Genomic DNA, 17,540 nt, shown 5'->3' with positions numbered 1-17,540 from the left:
TTTAAGAAATAGGTATAGTACATGTATTTTGACAAGCATAAAGTTATTACACAAAAACTCTGCTTAACGCCAAATTTGCATGCTGATTGCCACCCTAAATTCCATATTGCCTATGGAGTAGACAAAAATTTTTTATATGGTTGCGGAATTTCGATAACATCAATTGCACTGCATAATATTAATAATAATCATTGTTTCCATATATTTACCGATTATTTTGATCATGAGCAAGAAACCTTGTTCGATACCCTTGCGCAACAATATAAAATTGAAATAAATATTTATTTGGTTGACGATCAGAGCTTAAAATCATTACCTAGTACTAAAAACTGGTCCTATGCCACCTACTTTAGATTCATCATTGCTGACTATTTTTCAAATAAATTAGATAAAATTTTATACTTAGATACAGATATCATATGTAATAATAGCTTAGATAGATTACAAAACATTCACTTCAATAATAATAAAATTGCTGCAGTTGTGACAGAAAAAGATGAAAAATGGTGGCAAAAAAGAGCATTCGAATTAGAAGCAGAAAATATCTCGCAAGGATATTTTAATGCTGGATTTTTATTCATTAATCTTAATCGCTGGGCAGAAGAGGATATTTCAACGCAGGCAATGAGATTACTTAAAAATAATGCGTTAAAAAATAAATTCTCTTTTTTAGACCAAGATGTTTTAAATATTCTGCTAGCAAATAAAATAATCTATCTGGCCAAAAAATATAATACTCAATATAGTATAAATTATGGTCTGAAAAGCGTTAAACATGCTGCATTTGCTATTGATACGATTTTTATTCACTATATTGGCCCGACCAAGCCATGGCATGAATGGGCAATATCGCCTTTTTCCCAACCATTCATAAAAGCAAAAAATGCTTCCCCCTGGCAAAATAAACCGCTATTAAAAGCAGAAAGCGTACATCTTTTAAGATATTGCGCTAAACATAAATTCAAACAAAGAAAGTACCACGAAGGTTTAAAGAATTATACTCACTATTATTTAGCAAAATTTAAAATTCTCTTTAAAAGAGTTAAAGGGCTATGTTTATCATGAAGCATTTTATAAAACAAAGTTTTAATATTGCGGGGAAAAAAAATCTTCTTGAAAAGAATAAAAATTTTAACATTGCTTATGGCGTTGATAAAAATTTCCTACTTGGTACAGCGATATCAATAAATTCCGTATTAATAAATAATATTGATACAGATTTCAATTTTCACCTATTTACTGATTATATTGATGACGAATATATACAACGTTTCCAAAAAATGATAACAAAGTATAATTCTAATATAATTATCTATCTGTTAGATGCTGAAGAATTAAAACAACTATCAACCTCAGATTTCTGGTCTTATGCCACCTATTTTAGATTAATCGCTTTTGAATATTTAAGTACGAACATAAACTCTATTTTATATCTAGATGCTGATGTTATTTGCAAAGGCAGTCTAAAAGAACTATTCCAGCTAAACTTAGCGAATTCTTTTGCCGCCGTAGTACTCGATGTCGACAACATGCAGCAATCAAGTGCGACTCGACTAAAGTTAACCGATTTAAATGGCAAATATTTTAATGCCGGCGTAATCTATGTAAATTTAAAGAAATGGATTGAAAATGATTTATCCAAAAAATCATTAGAACTGGTACGCGGAAAAACAAATTTTGGTAAATTAAAATACCTTGATCAAGATGCACTAAATATATTATTTCAGACGCAAAACATCTATTTATCTCGTGATTATAACTGTATATATACGTTGAAAAATGAATTGGCTTACCACGATTTATCCAAATACAAAAATACCATAACTGATAGCACCATTCTTATCCACTATACTGGCGTCACAAAACCCTGGCATACTTGGGGTATTAATTATCCGGCCAGTCAATTTTTTTTTCAACTCATATATTCACTCACCGTGGAAAGATCAGCCATTAAAAATCGCAGAAAAGAGAACGGAACTACAAGAAAAATATAAGCATCTATTTTTACAACATAAATATGTGCATGGTTTGTTATGTTTAATTAAATATAAATTACTAAAAAAATAATTTTAAAGCACCTTACAGATAGGTGCTTTCACTTAGCTAATTAATCAATTTTTTATCGCTATTCAGTGCTAATGCTATTCCTATTATGATAGCCATATTTGAAACATTTACAGTTTCAAACAAACCTCTAACAATCATATCACCGATAAATATCAACATCAGGATCAAAAAACCATCTTTTACCGTATTATTACGATATCCATTAAATAAATAGATAAAAATTGAAACAAAAAGATAGAGGGTAGCAATTAGTCCAAATATTCCAGCGGCAAACCAAATTGACAAAACTGTATTATGAGGCCCAATCGATTGTTTAAAAACCCAGTCAGGATAATCAATTACCCTTTCATTATAAATTTTATAAAATAACTGCTCGCCATAGCCATAACCGGTTATTGGATTATCTTTAATCAAATCTAATGCTGAATCCTGAGTACCATTACCATATCGATGACTACTATTAGTCTGTTCTAATTTGTAAAATAATTTATCAAACTGACCTTGATTAACTGTTGCTAAACCAGACAATAAGATACTGCAAGCAATAACAGCAATAACAGCAATAACAGCAATAACAGCAATAACAGCAATAACAGCAATAACAGCAATAACAGCAATAACAGCAATAACAGCAATAACAGCAATAACAGCAATAACCGGCAATTTAATTTCTTTTTTTACTACACACCAGATAATAAATATTACTGCAATAGATAACCATGTACCTCGCTGTAATGTGCCGATTGTTATTGCGAGAAAAATAACCGAAAGCGAGAAAAATAAGATCTTATTTTTTACACCTTTATATAACCACAAAGCAAACAAAGCGGGTGCAATAAATATTAACCAATCAGAAATATATCGATGTTCAAATGCTGATAACGGCATGATACCTTGATGATATTCATCAATATATTGCAAAATTTCCTTAATGGCTAACGGTAAAATAGAAAAAATTAAAGAGAAAATTAATAGCTTAGTTATGTGCTCTTTCTTTTCTCGATAAAGTACTATCGCAATAGCCATTGCGGTAATAAATAATTTTTCGACAACACCTTTATTAATAGCCTTTAATGAAATGTTAACATCTTTAGAAATAATTAATGAATAAAGCATTGCCAAAACAAAAAATACTAGAGATAAAAATAAGTTATTCTTAAATATACTGAAAACACATTTTCTATCTTTAATTAAATAGACAATTGCAGTAAGATAAATTAATCCAGCTAAGGCATGTTTATAACGTGTAACACCATCAAGAAAATAAATAGCAATAAAAAAAAAAGACTATCCCTAAATTCCAATAAAATTGGTAATTAAATCGTTTATTAATTATAGAGATAAGCTTCTTCATTTGCACTCCAGATAACATATTAACGCATTCTATTCTATCGACTAACCAACACAAGATACAGTAGTATATATTAATATTAACGACTAGTTACATAATTAAGGGATCTATGCCAGAACTACCTGAAGTTGAAACCAGCCGACGTGGAATTGAACCCTACTTGGTTGGTAATAAAATACAATATAGCATAGTACGCAATAGTAAATTACGCTGGCCGGTAGCGACAGAAATTGTACATATCGCCAATGAATCAGTGATCAGTGTTAAACGGCGCGCTAAATATTTACTCATTCAGCTCCAGCATGGTTGGATAATCATTCACTTGGGTATGTCAGGTAGTATACGCATCTTAACCAAGCAACAATTAGCCGAAAAACACGATCATATCGACTTGATTCTAGCCGATGGCAAAATATTGCGTTATACCGATCCCAGACGTTTTGGTGCCTGGTTATGGACTAATGACCTGGCTAATTGCTCTGTACTTTCCCATCTAGGGCCGGAACCGCTTTCTATCGATTTTAGCGCCGATTATCTTTATCAACAAGCAAAAAATAAAAAAACCGCCATCAAACCTTGGTTAATGGATAATAAAGTCGTCGTCGGTGTAGGCAATATTTATGCTAATGAAGCGCTATTTGCTGCCAAAATTCTGCCAACCAGAGCTGCACATTCATTGACAAAAAAAGAGATCAGCAATTTAGTTATTCAAATTAAACAAGTTCTTCAACGTTCAATAGAACAGGGTGGAACAACATTGAAAGATTTTTTACAGTCAGATGGCAAACCGGGTTACTTTGCTCAACAACTGTTTGTTTATGGTAAAAAAGATCAAGCTTGTACCCATTGTGGTCAACTGATTGAATCAATAAAACTAGGGCAACGCAGTACTTTTTTCTGTCATAGTTGCCAAAAATAAACTTAAGTATAACTCGTTTTTATTGTTCAATTTTTTGCAACATTGCTTTAGCTATTGGTTCTGGTATAAAAGATGAAATATCACCGCCATGGCGGGCAACATCTTTAATCAAAGAAGAAGAAACAAACGACAACTTCGGAGAAGGTAATAAAAAGATGGTTTCTAGATCAGCCATTAGATGACTATTCATATTAGCCAACTGACATTCATATTCAAAATCTGATACGGTTCGCACACCTCTAATCAAAATATTAGCCTGGTGTTTTTGCGCAAAATTTACCGTGAGCCCACAAAACCCGATTACTTCAACGTTAGTTAAATGTTTTGTCTGTTCTTTAGCAAACAAAATACGTTCATCGAGGGTAAACATCGGATTTTTACGCGAACTATCAGCAATAGCCAATATTAGCTGTTCAAATATTAAGGCAGCGCGCTCTATAATATCCAAGTGACCGTAAGTTATAGGATCAAAAGTACCAGGGTAAATTGCTTTTTTTTTTTCATAAAGTTATTTTCACTAATAACGAACAACTGAACACATATTATCGTATTGTTTAAGCATATTGAACAATTATGTTGACAAAATAAATCTCTATCATTGATAAGAATAGCTACAATTTATTATCTTTTGAAAATAAATGATAATTACTATCATATTTTTAGTTAATCACTAGTTTAATTTTAATTAACGGACAAAATATTAAAAAATTTTATCTTTAATGATGAATAAAAACGCTATTTAAATAGATATTCATTGCACTTTCTTATGTGCAATATGCTACTATAGTGCTAATCTCAATCAGTCAATGTGATAGAATGTTATTACGTCTATATCAAATACTTATTTACCTTATTCAACCTATTATTTGGTTACGTTTATTGTGGCGTAGTCACAAATCTCCCGCTTATCGCAAACGTTGGGGTGAACGATATGGTTTTTGTAATGGTAAGGTAATTCCCGGCGGTATATTATTACATTCTGTTTCAGTAGGCGAAACCTTAGCCGCGGTTCCGTTAGTTAGAGCATTGCGCCATCACTATCCAACACTACCTATTACCGTTACTACCATGACCCCAACTGGTTCGGAGCGTGTTTTATCTGCATTTGGTGATGATGTTCAACATGTCTATTTACCCTACGATTTGGCAGGATCTGTACGCCGTTTCCTTAATCATACGGATCCTAAATTAACCATTATTATGGAAACAGAACTTTGGCCAAATCTTATTATTCAATTAAGACAACGTAAAATCCCTTTAGTTATTGCTAACGCCCGTCTGTCTGAACGATCAGCGGCACGTTATCAAAAATTGGGTCATTTTATCAAAAAGTTATTGCAAAAAATCACCTTAATCGCAGCACAAAATCAAGAAGATGGCGAACGTTTTATTAAATTGGGTTTAGCAAGAAAAAAATTGAATGTTACAGGTAGTCTAAAGTTTGATATTTCTGTCACCCCTGAATTGGCCGTAAAAGCCATAACATTACGTCGACAATGGGCTCCGCACCGCCCGGTTTGGATTGCTACCAGTACCCATGAAGGAGAAGAGTCAATTATTTTACAGGCTCACACTAAACTATTAAAACAATTTCCCGACTTATTGCTGATCCTTGTTCCTCGCCACCCGGAACGCTTTGCACTAGCAAAAGCGTTAACCCAAAAAGCTAAACTACGCTATATTTGCCGTAGCGAAAATCGCGTTCCTAATACGGATACTCAAGTTATTATTGGTGATACCATGGGTGAACTGATGCTACTCTATGGTATTGCTGATCTGGCCTTTGTCGGCGGCAGTTTAGTTGAAAAAGGCGGGCATAATCCTTTAGAAGCAGCCGCACATGCCCTGCCTGTTTTAATGGGGCCTTATACTTTCAATTTCAAAGATATTTGTACCAAACTAAAACAAGCCGATGGTCTTATTACGGTTAATGATAGTAAATCCTTAACTGTTACTGTTTCCCATTTGCTTAAAGATGAAGATTATCGTCTATACCATGGTCGTCAAGCAGCAGAAGTTTTACATGAGAATCAAGGGGCATTGCAAAAATTACTAAAGCTACTGGAACCCTACCTGCCACCAGTAACCCATTAAATACGAATATTATTGAATATCGCTAAAACCCATAGCGAAATAGCACTTATGATAATTCACTAAACAATATAACTTAACAAATACTACATATTTTGTCTTTTCTTCATTATGTGTTACTGGTTTAATTCAAATAAATGGGATCCTTACCCTCCAATTTTATAACTAACGATGAAAAATAATATGCCTTTATCTAGCTCAAATTCAAAAATATTGCTCTATCTGTGGGTATCGATTTATGCAATTTTATGGATTTGTGGAAGTTATTTTTTAGATCCAACTGTACCTTACGATGCTGTTGAAGCAGTTAACTGGGGAATGAATGGTGAATGGGGCTCCCCCAAAAACCCTTGGTTTGTTGGTGCCGTTATGTGGCCCGCCATCTACTTAAACCTCTCCTACAGTTTTTATTGGTATTTTATTCACTTTGTTGGTATAGCCATTGGTATGATAGGGGTATGGCAACTGGCTTACCGCCTCAGCCACAAAATTGAATTGGCTTGGTTTGCATTATTGATACTAAATTTATCAGGCATCATTAATTTTGATATCATTCCTTATAATGATAACTATATTTTGGTCACTCTATGGCCCTGGGTGCTGCTTTTCTTCCTGCGAGCTGTTTATGATCATCCTAAATGGTGGTTTGCCTTTGCATTGGTATCTGGCTTGGCAACCATGGGTAAGTATTCAACATTGGCCCTGGTTGGCACGGTTTTTTTATTAACCCTTTTCGTGCCTAAGGTGCGCAAAAGTTATCAACAACCCCTTTTTTATATTGCAATTGCACTTTGGTTTGCATTGATCTTGCCTAATTTGTTCTGGCTATTAGAAAATGATTTTTCTGCCTTTAAATGGGTTGATTCACAGATCAAACAAGGCTTTAACCTGCATGTTGTCAGCTCAACATTATCTGTTTTCTACCCGTTAGTTATTGCTACCATAATTCTCTACCTATTAGGTGGTAAAATAGGCTGGCCTAAAGAGCAACCCAATCAATTAGTTAATTTTATTTTACTCCTTCCCTTGGCCGTAATTTTTGGTTGGTTTTTGTTTCATGATGGAGGGCGGATGACCGAATGGTTACAACCATTTATGATGATTGCGGCGCCATTATTTATTGGCTCTATCTCCATTTCGCCCAAGAAATCACTACGAAAGACATTTTTTGGTTTAATTATCATTGGCGGCCTGATCTTTTTAGGTTACTGCCTGGTATTAAATTATAATATCCGTGGCGCTGGCCAGAAAATGATCGGTATTAAAGCACTCACGGCAGAAGGACAACAGCGCTGGCAGCAAAAATATGGTCAACCATTAAAATATGTTGGTGGCGAAGATAACCTTTATCAATGGTTTATTATCTATGCTTCTGATAGGCCACACACTATCCAGCCTTGGGATAGCAGTGAAGATCAGCCACCGAATGTTTATTATCGCGATATTACGGCAAAAACAATTAAAAAACATGGTGCTTTATTATTAGGGCGAAAAGGTAAAGATTGCAGCCAAGAAAATTTTACTCGGATGTCAAAACATTGGCCACAATTTACCATTAAAAAAGAAGCCATTATTTACCAATCAGAACCAAACGCTGATCCGCAATCAATGTGCTTGGGATTTATTGCGCCAGAAAAAAATTATCATTAAAAATAGAGTGACAATGAAATAGGAAGAAAATTTTCATTGTCACAAAATTGCTACCTATATTTGTATCAACCTGACAGTTTTACTAAAGCTAACTTAAGTTTAACTGAGTAAATTGCCTTGCTCGGTTGTGCCTTATCTGTCAACAAATAGATAGATAAAAATTTTCACTATTTATTGTCTATTATTAAAACTAATCGTTGGTAGATTTCATTCGGTTTAATTGTCGCCATATTGCCATCAGCTGAAACAATTGCTTGTTGTGCTTCACCATAACCGCCAATTAATCCCGGATCGGTAGGGCCATAGAGGGTAATATTCGGTTTGCTCAGTGCAGCGGTTAAATGGCTTAATCCTGTATCAACAGAGACGACTGCTTTGGCTGCGACAATTTGTTGAGCTAATTTGTCTAATGACAGCTTAGGCAATACCTCAACATGCTTAAAACCAGCGGCCAGCCTCAGGGCACGTTGATGTTCCAGATTGGTTCCCCACGGTAATTTAACTGTTAAGCCTTTAGCTGCTACAGCGGTGATCAATTGTCGCCAATGGTACTCAGGCCAATGTTTCTCATCACGTGTGGTGGCATGGAAAAAAATAATATAAGGATCGTTTTCTTTTGCCAAAGCCGGTGGCGAAAAATAGGCTGCAATACCATAATCACCGACAATAGTCGGTTTACTATAATGTAAACTATCAGCAAATAATTGTCGGATACGTTCAACCGCATGTAGCTGTTTATTGACACTATAGCGACAATCATAAAATAGGCTTGCTATAGGCTCGCGAGCACTTTTCCAATCATAACCATGACTTACACCACTAGCTAACCGTGTGATCAAAAAAGCACTTTTCAATAATCCTTGTGCATCGATCACAGCATCATATTCTTGCTGTTGCAATTGGGCACGAAAAACGGCTCTTTGCTGCCTGACAGATTTTGCCAACCAGTTTTTTCGCCAGCGTCGAATAGCTACCGAAATAACTCGCTTAACAGCATGATGCCAGAGTGGAATTTCGACAAAATTTTCTTCAACAACCCAATCAAACTGAATATCAGGATAGCGCATAACTGCATCAGTCAGTGCAGGTAAAGTATGCAATACATCACCCATCGATGAGGTTTTAACAATCAACACTTTCATGGCTATTGGCTCTCCGCCAATAACTGAGTTAATGCGGTGAACACGCATTCGGGTTTTATATCAATCAAACTTTGATGATAGCCACTTTCTGCGCTACCTTTCCTCACCTTATGATAACCGGATATTAAACGGATAATTTCTACTCGATTTGACAATGGTGGCGTAAAATCAGGACTACTTGGCCCATAAAGTGCTACCAAAGGCCGATTTAATGCTGCCGCAATATGCATTAACCCGGAATCATTGGTCACCACAGCTCGACAAGATGCCAGTAGATTAACTGCCTGCTCCAGGGTTGTTTTACCTGCCAGATTAAAACAATGCTGCCGACAATCTGCAGAAAGTGACTGTCGAATATCTTCACCGATACGACTATCTTTTTGCGAGCCAAAGATTAAAATTTGATAACCATGGGCAGCAAATAATAATTGCGCCAACTCAGCATAATGATAAGCTGGCCAGCGTTTAGCTGGACCAAATTCTGCACCTGGACAAAAACCGATAATCGGTAACTGTTCTGGAATATGAAAAATGCGTTTACTCTGGACAATCTCTGTTTCTGTCACCGCAAGTTGCGGCCATAAAATAGGCTTGGGGATCTCATCGGCGTTGTTAACAGTGCCTTTTTGATAAGCTAAAGCCACATAACGCTGAACCATTTGTGGAAAAGCGGCTTTATCTAATAGGCGAATATCATTCAGCAACCAATAACGCATCTCACCGCGCCATCCTGTCCGTATTGGTATTTGGGCAAAAAAAGGCACCAGCGCAGATTTAAAAGAGTTGGGTAAAATATAGGCTTGATCATAACGCTGGGTACGTAAATGAATACCAAGCTGACGACGTACACTGATAGCTAAACGACCATGGCCCAAAGGCATCGATATGGCCTGCCTGACTTCAGGCATTTTGTTTAATAGTGGCCGACACCAATCAGGCGCCATAACATCAATTTCTGCGTCTGGGTGTAGGGTCTTCAAAGTACGGTAAAGACTCTGCGACATCATCATATCGCCCACCCATGACGGGCCAACTACCAGTATCTTCATACTATTTCCATTTAATCATTGCAATTTAACCATTGCATATAGTCAGCAACCCCTTCCGCCACAGTTTTGAACGGTTTATCGTAACCCGTAGCACGTAATTTGGTGAGATCTGCTTCGGTAAATGCCTGATAACAACCTTTCAATTTATCAGGAAAGGCAATATATTCCACTGCCAATTTTTTTTCCTGATGAAAAGCGATTACCGCATCAGCTACCGCCTGAAAAGAGTCCGCCTTACCGGTACCGCAGTTAAATATGCCGGAGATTTTATTTTGCCAACACCATAAATTAACCGCAGCAACATCACTGACATGAATAAAATCACGTTTGAATTTTTCACTACCGGCAAAAAGTTTTGGCCTTTGCCCTTGATTGATTTGGCTATTTAAATGGAAAGCGACACTGGCCATGCTCCCCTTATGCCCCTCACGCGGACCATAAACATTAAAATAACGGAAGCCACAGACTTGTGAAGTAATTTGTGGTAAAAGCCCACGAACATATTGATCAAATAAAAACTTGGAATAACCATATACATTTAATGGTTTTTCATATTGCCGCTCTTCAATAAAATGATCACTGCGCCCACCATAAGTTGCAGCCGAAGAAGCATACAAAAACGCAATATCTCGTTCAATACAGTAATGAAGTAACTCTTTTGAATATTTATAGTTATTATTCATCATATACTGACCATTCCACTCAGTGGTTGATGAACAAGCGCCTTCATGAAAAACTGCGTCAACTTCACCAATATTATCACCAGCCATTATACTGGCAATAAAATCTTCTTTGTCGATATAATCTGCAATATTTAAATCGACTAAATTAACAAATTTAGCACCATTTTTAAGATTATCGACCACCAGAATGTCGCTACGCCCTATATCATTCAGTGCTTTAACAATATTGCTGCCAATAAAACCAGCCCCACCCGTGACTATGATCATTGGATTTACCTCTACTCAATCGATCTAATCGTTGCTTATATTAGGTGATAATAACATTTATCCCACGTTAACCACAGTAACTCATCTGATTTATCCAAATAGAATAACTAACCAGAAGCAACAAAACGGTTGCACTCCTCAATCTGTTAGTCAATTAACTACTCTATTAAAATAAATTACAGCAGAACGGGTCAGCACAATTTTCACTTAATTTATTAAAGATATAGAAAAAAATATTATGACGAATTTTTTCACGCGAACAAAATAATGTGTCATTGTCGTCAGCTATTATTTTATTAGGATGATGAAAAATTTAGCCAAACAGTGGCTTTCTCTGTTCAGTAAATAGTTTTTTTAAGTCTGGATCACGATACATCGCATCGACAAAATATATCATTAAATCAATACCCGATAATGCTTTTGTGACTGGTGATATTTCGCAGTAACCGCTGACAACTTTCGACAATGCCAAGGGTCGCACCGGAACTTTCTCTGGATTTAGTCTAACCGTGTGACTCGCCAATTTATCTTTTATGTTATTGTTAAGTAGAGTACTAACCGCCACTAGTTCAATATCATCAGGTAACTTAAATAATGTTTGTTGTAACACATCAATGGTAGCAGGATAAGGGTGACCAATAACAATACTGCTACCATGCTTACGGGCAAATGAAATGGCATGGGCAAACTGTTTACGAATTTGTACTTCTGCTTTTATATCATCTAAAAAAACGTTGCGACGTAAGGTTGGCAACGTAAAAACTTTAGCCGCTTCATTGACCCTAGTGTTTGCTATCGTCACACTATCGAGAAAATAGAGATCATAATGCGAAAGCACGCGCATAACATTTATCATAGCCGCTAAATCAGCCGTCATCACACTGCCCATATGATTATTCATACCTTTGGCGTGAGGTACTCGCTTAATCGCAGCAACGATATACTGCTCTATTTCACTGGCACTCATCTCAGGCGTTAAGGTATTTTTTTCCAGTGGTTGATGGCTAATCGGCTTCATCGGCATGTGAATTAAAATTTCTCGCCCTTGTTGATAAGCTTTTTCGGCCATTTCTCTGCTATAAGGGGAGTCTGGTAAAATGGCAATAGAAAGTGCCACCGGCAAAGCTAATACCTGATTGTCTTCCGTTTTACGATAACCAATATCATCAATCACAATGGCTAATTTGCCAGCATTGACTTGTCCGCTTACAAGTAACAATAGAAGCATGATTATCAAAACCATCCGCTTTTGCACTGTTATCTCCCTAACCAAGGCTGTGGATTAACGGTTTTACCTTGACGACGGATCTCAAAATAGAGTGAGGAACGTTGCTGTCCACCACTACTACCCACTAACGCAACAGGCTGACCCGAACGAACCTGTTGACCAACATTCACCAATGCACTCTGGTTATAACCATATAAACTCATATCTCCCTGACCATGATCAATAACCACCACCAAACCATAGCCTTGTAGCCAATCAGCCAGTAAAACACGGCCGGCAGAAATGGCTTTAACCTCTGTTCCTTCAGCGGCATTGATCACCATACCCTTCCAGCGTAATTCATCGGAAATACTGTCCCCATAGTGATGAAGGATCTGGCCATGAACCGGCCACAGAGCCTGACCAACAGGACGGCCTAAACCGCCAGTACGCGCCATCAGAGCCCGCTCATCTTCGGTTGGACGATAAGTGGTTCCTTTTTGCTGTGCCTGCCGTTGTTTTGCTCGTATACGTGCCGCCTCTTTCGCTTCCCTTTCCGCTATAACTTTTGCCTCTCGTTCAGCTCTGGCAATTTTACTACGCAACAGTGTTTCGTTACGTTTCATCACCGCCAAACTTTTTTGCTCCGCTTTTAAAGTCGATTCCAACGATATCAGAGTTTTCTTTCTAGCATCCTGCGCCGAATCTAGCGTTTTCTTTTCTTGATCTTGTTTGGCTAAGTTTTTTTTCTGTGCCAATTGCGTTTGCTGCTTTTGTTGTTTCTGCTCAGCAAGTAAGGTCGTTGTTTGCTGCAATTTAATAATCGTTTGCTCTCTGGCTGCATTTAAGTAACTATAATAGGCTAAAATACGCTCTTCTCGTTGTCCTTGTTCACCTTTAAATAACAATTCAATCCCTTTTTGCTGGCCTAATCGAAACGCGGCATCGAGCTGCTTAGCTAATAATGTTTCATGGAGCTGTTTTTGCTGTTGTAAACGGCTAATATTTTCATTTAATTGCGTTAGTTCTTTTGCTAACTGCGAAAGTTTTTTCCGTGTTTCATGTAATGCTCGTCCAGCAGCAGCAATATTTTTTTCCTGATTTTTCAATTGATCAAGTAAATGATTTCTCTCAGCTTGCTGCTGTTTAACACTTTTCTCTTTTTCTGCAATATTTGATAACAGATCTTTCAGTTTTACTTTATTGTCACTGATGGGATTGGCTGTGGTAATCAATGGCCAGATAAGAAATAGCGAGACACAGAGTAACGACTTAACCACTACTCTCTTTAGTAGAGCCAAAAGGATTAGGATTAAACCATATCGGCTGGTATTGTTCATCTTAGTTCAGCATCCTGAAACAATATCACTTAAAATTATTGACAATTAATATAATTAGTAAACATTTCTGCTTCTTTTAGGATAATACTGAAAAAACTTAATTTCTTCATTTATACAACAAATTATAAAATAACTATAGGTTATTATTAATATTACTTTCAGTCAGCTACTTTTTAAGTGGTATCAATTAACTGATATCGCTGGCAAATATCGCCGGTATGAACACTAATTTGCAAAAAAACCTAGTCATTTTTGCAAATTGGCTGTAATTGCGCAGCGACAAAGGTATACTTTGCAACCTAGATCTATCTATTACTAACTACGGGAGTAATTACCCCACATGATGCAAGAAATCATGCAATTTATTAGCCGACATCCAATACTCAGTCTGGCCTGGATCGCTTTGCTGATCGCTGTAATTATCTTAACCTTTAAGGGTTTGTTCGCTAAAACAAAAAATATCACCCGTGCCCAAGCGATACAATTGATTAATAAAGAAGAAGCGATCAGTATTGATTTACGTTCCCGTGACGATTTTCGTAAAGGACACATTATTAATTCAATTAACCTGACGCCATCAGAAATTAAAGACAATAATATCGGAGAATTGGAAAAACATAAGCAAAAACCCATTATTGTTGTCTCAGCAAATGGCATGGAAGCATCTAAACCAGCTGAACAACTGGTGCAATATGGTTTTGAACGTGTCTTTATTCTAAAAGAAGGAATTACCGGCTGGTCTAGCGAAAATTTACCTCTAGCCCGCGGCAAAAAGTAATTCATCGGACACATCAGCAATTATGTTTATACAATTCAATATCATAAGGAAATTTAAAAGGTAATTAACATTATGTCAGAACAAAGTCATGAAGAGATGGTATTCCAGATCCAACGAATTTATACTAAAGATATCTCATTTGAAACACCAAGTGCCCCCAATATTTTTCAGCAAGAGTGGCAACCAGAAGTCAAATTAGATTTAGACACCTCGTCTAGTGAATTAGCTGAACATGTTTATGAAGTTATCTTACGGGTCACGGTTACCGCCAGCGTCGCTGAAGAAACCGCTTTCCTGTGCGAAGTGCAACAAGCCGGCATTTTCTCTATTGATGGTATCGAAGAAAGCCAAATGGCTCATTGTTTAGGCGCTTATTGCCCAAATATTTTATTTCCCTATGCGCGTGAATGTATTACCAATTTAGTTAGCCGTGGAACTTTTCCTCAACTAAACTTAGCGCCTGTTAACTTTGATGCATTGTTTATGAACTATCTACAACAACAGCATACTGCCGAAACTGAAAATTCGGCAGATCATCAGGAAGCTTAATGAACACTGTTTCGATGACAGTTATCGGTGCCGGCTCTTATGGCACCACATTAGCCATTACACTTGCACGTAATGGCCACCGCGTTCTGCTTTGGGGACATGATCCTCAGCACATTAAAAAATTACAACAAGAGCGCTGCAACCAAGCATTTTTGCCCGACGTTCCATTCCCAGACAATTTGTTACCTGAAGTTTCCCTGAAGACGGCAATAACCGCAAGCCACAATATATTGATCGTCGTTCCAAGCCATGCATTTAATCAAGTTTTGCAAAATATTCAACCTTACTTAACGCAACACTCACGCATTATTTGGGCAACAAAAGGGCTCGAACACGGGACTGGACGCCTGTTACAAGACGTTGCCCGCGAAACGCTCGGAGATAAAATTCAGCTAGCTGTTCTTTCCGGCCCAACTTTTGCCAAAGAACTGGCTGCCGGCTTACCGACTGCTATTGCGGTAGCCGCTTCTAATGCAGAATTTAGTGAAGAGCTACAGCAACTTTTCCATTGCGGTAAGAGTTTTCGAGTTTATAAAAATCCAGATATGATCGGTGTGCAGTTAGGTGGTGTGGTCAAAAATGTCATTGCGATTGGTGCCGGCATGTCCGATGGTATCGGATTTGGCGCCAATGCTCGCACAGCGTTGATCACCCGAGGATTAGCTGAAATCAGCCGCTTAGGCATCGCTATGGGTGCTCAATCCTCTACATTTATGGGAATGGCTGGTTTAGGTGATTTGGTTTTGACTTGTACCGACAACCAATCGCGTAATCGTCGCTTTGGCATGTTGCTCGGCCAAGGCATGCAGACTAAAGAAGCTGAAAAGCAGATTGGTCAGGTGGTTGAAGGTTACTTAAATACCAAAGAAGTCCGTGCATTAGCGCAACGTGTTGGTGTAGAAATGCCAATTACCGAGCAAATCTATCAGGTTCTGTACGGTAATAAAAATGTACTCGAAGCGGCAAATACATTACTTAGCCGCGCAACCAAAGACGAAACTAATGATACACGTGCTTCTTGATCATTAAAAATAGTAGAGTGTGAATATGTCTCGACAGCAACTTGAGGAAATTTGGACGATAATAAAGCAAGAGGGTGAAATTTTAGCCAATTGTGAACCAATATTAGCCAGCTTTTTTCATGCGACATTACTTAAACATGATAATCTTGGTAATGCGTTAAGTTATATCCTGGCAAACAAGTTAGCTACCCCGATTATGCCAGCGATTGCCGTTCGAGAGATTATTCAAGATGCTTATAAAAATGATAAACAAATGATCGCTTATGCCGCTCGTGATCTAAAAGCCATCGTGCAACGTGATCCGGCAGTCGACAAATATTCAATCCCGTTATTATATTTAAAGGGCTTTCATGCTTTACAGGCTTATCGTATCGGCCACTGGTTATGGAAAGTGGATCGCACGACATTAGCAACTTATCTGCAAAGCCAAATATCTTTCTCTTTTGGGGTTGATATCCATCCCGCGGCTAGTATTGGCTACGGTATTATGCTTGATCACGCAACAGGTATCGTTATAGGCGAAACGGCGGTAGTTGAAAATGACGTTTCGATATTGCAATCAGTCACCCTTGGTGGAACCGGCAAAACAGGTGGAGATCGTCATCCTAAAGTTCGTGAAGGGGTGATGATCGGGGCGGGAGCAAAAATTTTAGGCAATATAGAAATTGGCAAGGGCGCTAAAATTGGCGCGGGTTCAGTAGTGCTACACCATGTACCACCTCATACTACCGTGGCAGGAGTACCAGCGCGCAAAGTGGGAACACCGAACAGCAAAAAACCTTCACTAGATATGGATCAAAACTTTAGCAACTCAATCCATGGTTTTGGTGAGGGTATCTAACCATGCCATCAACCTTTGGTGAATAAAATTACTCACGCAACAGTGCACCGGAGTAATCCAACTGTCGCCATGCTTCAAATACCACCACTGCAACGGAATTGGACAAATTCATACTGCGGCTATCTGCTAACATTGGGATACGGATCTTTTGACTGGTTGGTAACTCATCAAGAACATATGCAGGTAAACCGCGGGTCTCCGGCCCAAACATTAAATAATCCCCCGGCCGATATGCCACACTACTATGACTTGGTGTTCCTTTGGTTGTCAAAGCAAACAAACGGTTAGCAGATGCTGTCTGACAATGCGCTTTGGACAAAGCAATACTAGTTAGAAAAGCAAAATAATCATGATGACGCTGAATATTGGCAAACTCATGATAATCTAACCCTGCCCGCCGTAACCGTTTATCGTCCCAGGTGAAACCCAATGGTTCAATGAGATGTAACTGACAGCCGGTATTCGCGCATAGACGAATAATATTACCAGTATTCGGTGGAATTTCAGGTTCAAATAAAACGATGTTTAACATACAGCCCTCAACAATAAGTACTGTATTCTAACACAATCATTGTCACTGTTAA

At 37.6% G+C, this 17,540-nt stretch carries 18 protein-coding genes; 10 read left to right on the top strand and 8 right to left on the bottom strand.

All coding sequences use genetic code 11. From position 1 onward, the window contains the following. Window positions 1-21 precede the first annotated feature (21 nt). From AACL31_RS01165 to AACL31_RS01155, 3 genes are read left to right on the top strand one after another with little or no spacing between them, the layout of a single operon-like run. The gene (locus AACL31_RS01165; RefSeq protein ID WP_310511841.1) at window positions 22-1,065 is read left to right on the top strand and encodes a glycosyltransferase; all 1,044 of its coding nucleotides are present in this window, start codon (window positions 22-24) and stop codon (window positions 1,063-1,065) included. Then, window positions 1,062-1,994 (top strand): glycosyltransferase family 8 protein, encoded by a 933-nt coding sequence (locus tag AACL31_RS01160; RefSeq protein ID WP_310511840.1) that lies wholly within the window; start codon window positions 1,062-1,064, stop codon window positions 1,992-1,994. The genes AACL31_RS01165 and AACL31_RS01160 overlap by 4 nt, the downstream gene beginning before the upstream one ends. Continuing rightward, complete coding sequence (locus AACL31_RS01155; protein ID WP_310511849.1) at window positions 1,957-2,067, top strand: glycosyltransferase family 8 C-terminal domain-containing protein; 111 nt, start codon at window positions 1,957-1,959, stop codon at window positions 2,065-2,067. The genes AACL31_RS01160 and AACL31_RS01155 overlap by 38 nt, the downstream gene beginning before the upstream one ends. A 36-nt stretch (window positions 2,068-2,103) precedes the next feature. On the opposite strand, the gene AACL31_RS01150 is transcribed toward AACL31_RS01155, so the two are convergent. Next, on the bottom strand, window positions 2,104-3,183 hold the full coding sequence (locus tag AACL31_RS01150) for an O-antigen ligase family protein (RefSeq protein ID WP_339053677.1): 1,080 nt from the start codon (window positions 3,181-3,183) through the stop codon (window positions 2,104-2,106). A gap of 344 nt (window positions 3,184-3,527) precedes the next feature. Here AACL31_RS01150 and mutM point away from each other — a divergent pair, with 344 nt between their 5' ends. After that, window positions 3,528-4,337 (top strand): bifunctional DNA-formamidopyrimidine glycosylase/DNA-(apurinic or apyrimidinic site) lyase, encoded by an 810-nt coding sequence (gene mutM, locus AACL31_RS01145; RefSeq protein WP_310511839.1) that lies wholly within the window; start codon window positions 3,528-3,530, stop codon window positions 4,335-4,337. A gap of 19 nt (window positions 4,338-4,356) precedes the next feature. Here mutM and coaD read toward each other — a convergent pair whose 3' ends face one another. Then, window positions 4,357-4,824 carry a pantetheine-phosphate adenylyltransferase gene (gene coaD, locus AACL31_RS01140; protein ID WP_310511847.1) on the bottom strand — a complete coding sequence of 156 codons (468 nt, stop codon included), beginning with the start codon at window positions 4,822-4,824 and terminating at the stop codon, window positions 4,357-4,359. A gap of 329 nt (window positions 4,825-5,153) precedes the next feature. On the opposite strand from coaD, the gene waaA reads away from it, so the two are divergent. Next, window positions 5,154-6,431 (top strand): lipid IV(A) 3-deoxy-D-manno-octulosonic acid transferase, encoded by a 1,278-nt coding sequence (gene waaA / locus AACL31_RS01135; RefSeq protein ID WP_310511838.1) that lies wholly within the window; start codon window positions 5,154-5,156, stop codon window positions 6,429-6,431. Between the two features lie 180 nt (window positions 6,432-6,611). Next, the gene (locus tag AACL31_RS01130) at window positions 6,612-8,078 is read left to right on the top strand and encodes an ArnT family glycosyltransferase (RefSeq protein ID WP_339053676.1); all 1,467 of its coding nucleotides are present in this window, start codon (window positions 6,612-6,614) and stop codon (window positions 8,076-8,078) included. 167 nt (window positions 8,079-8,245) lie between these two features. On the opposite strand, the gene rfaC is transcribed toward AACL31_RS01130, so the two are convergent. The 5 genes from rfaC to envC form a co-directional block, all read right to left on the bottom strand. Further along, window positions 8,246-9,220, bottom strand: a complete 975-nt coding sequence (rfaC, locus tag AACL31_RS01125; RefSeq protein ID WP_310511836.1) for a lipopolysaccharide heptosyltransferase RfaC — start codon at window positions 9,218-9,220, stop codon at window positions 8,246-8,248. Window positions 9,221-9,222: 2 nt separating this feature from the next. Continuing rightward, window positions 9,223-10,269 (bottom strand): ADP-heptose--LPS heptosyltransferase RfaF, encoded by a 1,047-nt coding sequence (gene rfaF, locus AACL31_RS01120; protein ID WP_310511835.1) that lies wholly within the window; start codon window positions 10,267-10,269, stop codon window positions 9,223-9,225. A gap of 11 nt (window positions 10,270-10,280) precedes the next feature. Further along, window positions 10,281-11,219 carry an ADP-glyceromanno-heptose 6-epimerase gene (rfaD, locus tag AACL31_RS01115; protein ID WP_310511834.1) on the bottom strand — a complete coding sequence of 313 codons (939 nt, stop codon included), beginning with the start codon at window positions 11,217-11,219 and terminating at the stop codon, window positions 10,281-10,283. 313 nt (window positions 11,220-11,532) lie between these two features. Further along, window positions 11,533-12,462, bottom strand: coding sequence for a divergent polysaccharide deacetylase family protein (locus tag AACL31_RS01110; protein WP_422389278.1), 930 nt, complete (start codon window positions 12,460-12,462; stop codon window positions 11,533-11,535). A gap of 14 nt (window positions 12,463-12,476) precedes the next feature. Beyond that, window positions 12,477-13,766, bottom strand: coding sequence for a murein hydrolase activator EnvC (gene envC, locus AACL31_RS01105; RefSeq protein ID WP_310511833.1), 1,290 nt, complete (start codon window positions 13,764-13,766; stop codon window positions 12,477-12,479). A 340-nt stretch (window positions 13,767-14,106) separates the two neighbouring features. On the opposite strand from envC, the gene AACL31_RS01100 reads away from it, so the two are divergent. From AACL31_RS01100 to cysE, 4 genes are all read left to right on the top strand, one after another. After that, window positions 14,107-14,544: a rhodanese-like domain-containing protein gene (locus tag AACL31_RS01100; protein ID WP_310511832.1), complete on the top strand. Its 438-nt coding sequence runs from the start codon at window positions 14,107-14,109 to the stop codon at window positions 14,542-14,544. A gap of 72 nt (window positions 14,545-14,616) precedes the next feature. After that, window positions 14,617-15,093: a protein-export chaperone SecB gene (gene secB, locus AACL31_RS01095; RefSeq protein ID WP_032115785.1), complete on the top strand. Its 477-nt coding sequence runs from the start codon at window positions 14,617-14,619 to the stop codon at window positions 15,091-15,093. Then, the gene (gene gpsA, locus AACL31_RS01090) at window positions 15,093-16,115 is read left to right on the top strand and encodes an NAD(P)H-dependent glycerol-3-phosphate dehydrogenase (RefSeq protein WP_310511831.1); all 1,023 of its coding nucleotides are present in this window, start codon (window positions 15,093-15,095) and stop codon (window positions 16,113-16,115) included. The genes secB and gpsA overlap by 1 nt, the downstream gene beginning before the upstream one ends. Window positions 16,116-16,140: 25 nt before the next feature. After that, window positions 16,141-16,956: a serine O-acetyltransferase gene (gene cysE, locus AACL31_RS01085; protein ID WP_310511830.1), complete on the top strand. Its 816-nt coding sequence runs from the start codon at window positions 16,141-16,143 to the stop codon at window positions 16,954-16,956. A 28-nt stretch (window positions 16,957-16,984) separates the two neighbouring features. Here cysE and trmL read toward each other — a convergent pair whose 3' ends face one another. Next, the gene (gene trmL / locus AACL31_RS01080; RefSeq protein WP_310511049.1) at window positions 16,985-17,488 is read right to left on the bottom strand and encodes a tRNA (uridine(34)/cytosine(34)/5-carboxymethylaminomethyluridine(34)-2'-O)-methyltransferase TrmL; all 504 of its coding nucleotides are present in this window, start codon (window positions 17,486-17,488) and stop codon (window positions 16,985-16,987) included. Between the last annotated feature and the right edge of the window lie 52 nt (window positions 17,489-17,540).

This window comes from Arsenophonus endosymbiont of Crataerina pallida (assembly GCF_964020125.1).
Taxonomy (GTDB): Bacteria; Pseudomonadota; Gammaproteobacteria; order Enterobacterales; family Enterobacteriaceae; genus Arsenophonus; species Arsenophonus nilaparvatae.
This window is presented reverse-complemented; position numbering and strand designations above follow the sequence as displayed.

Coding starts and splice junctions, on each gene's coding strand:
- AACL31_RS01165 (WP_310511841.1), top strand. CDS start 22: ATGTATTTTGACAAGCATAAAGTTATTACACAAAAACTCTGCTTAACG.
- AACL31_RS01160 (WP_310511840.1), top strand. CDS start 1,062: ATGAAGCATTTTATAAAACAAAGTTTTAATATTGCGGGGAAAAAAAAT.
- AACL31_RS01150 (WP_339053677.1), bottom strand. CDS start 3,183: ATGCTTTATTCATTAATTATTTCTAAAGATGTTAACATTTCATTAAAG.
- mutM (WP_310511839.1), top strand. CDS start 3,528: ATGCCAGAACTACCTGAAGTTGAAACCAGCCGACGTGGAATTGAACCC.
- waaA (WP_310511838.1), top strand. CDS start 5,154: ATGTTATTACGTCTATATCAAATACTTATTTACCTTATTCAACCTATT.
- AACL31_RS01130 (WP_339053676.1), top strand. CDS start 6,612: ATGCCTTTATCTAGCTCAAATTCAAAAATATTGCTCTATCTGTGGGTA.
- rfaC (WP_310511836.1), bottom strand. CDS start 9,220: ATGAAAGTGTTGATTGTTAAAACCTCATCGATGGGTGATGTATTGCAT.
- rfaF (WP_310511835.1), bottom strand. CDS start 10,269: ATGAAGATACTGGTAGTTGGCCCGTCATGGGTGGGCGATATGATGATG.
- rfaD (WP_310511834.1), bottom strand. CDS start 11,219: ATGATCATAGTCACGGGTGGGGCTGGTTTTATTGGCAGCAATATTGTT.
- AACL31_RS01110 (WP_422389278.1), bottom strand. CDS start 12,462: ATGGTTTTGATAATCATGCTTCTATTGTTACTTGTAAGCGGACAAGTC.
- envC (WP_310511833.1), bottom strand. CDS start 13,766: ATGAACAATACCAGCCGATATGGTTTAATCCTAATCCTTTTGGCTCTA.
- AACL31_RS01100 (WP_310511832.1), top strand. CDS start 14,107: ATGATGCAAGAAATCATGCAATTTATTAGCCGACATCCAATACTCAGT.
- secB (WP_032115785.1), top strand. CDS start 14,617: ATGTCAGAACAAAGTCATGAAGAGATGGTATTCCAGATCCAACGAATT.
- gpsA (WP_310511831.1), top strand. CDS start 15,093: ATGAACACTGTTTCGATGACAGTTATCGGTGCCGGCTCTTATGGCACC.
- cysE (WP_310511830.1), top strand. CDS start 16,141: ATGTCTCGACAGCAACTTGAGGAAATTTGGACGATAATAAAGCAAGAG.
- trmL (WP_310511049.1), bottom strand. CDS start 17,488: ATGTTAAACATCGTTTTATTTGAACCTGAAATTCCACCGAATACTGGT.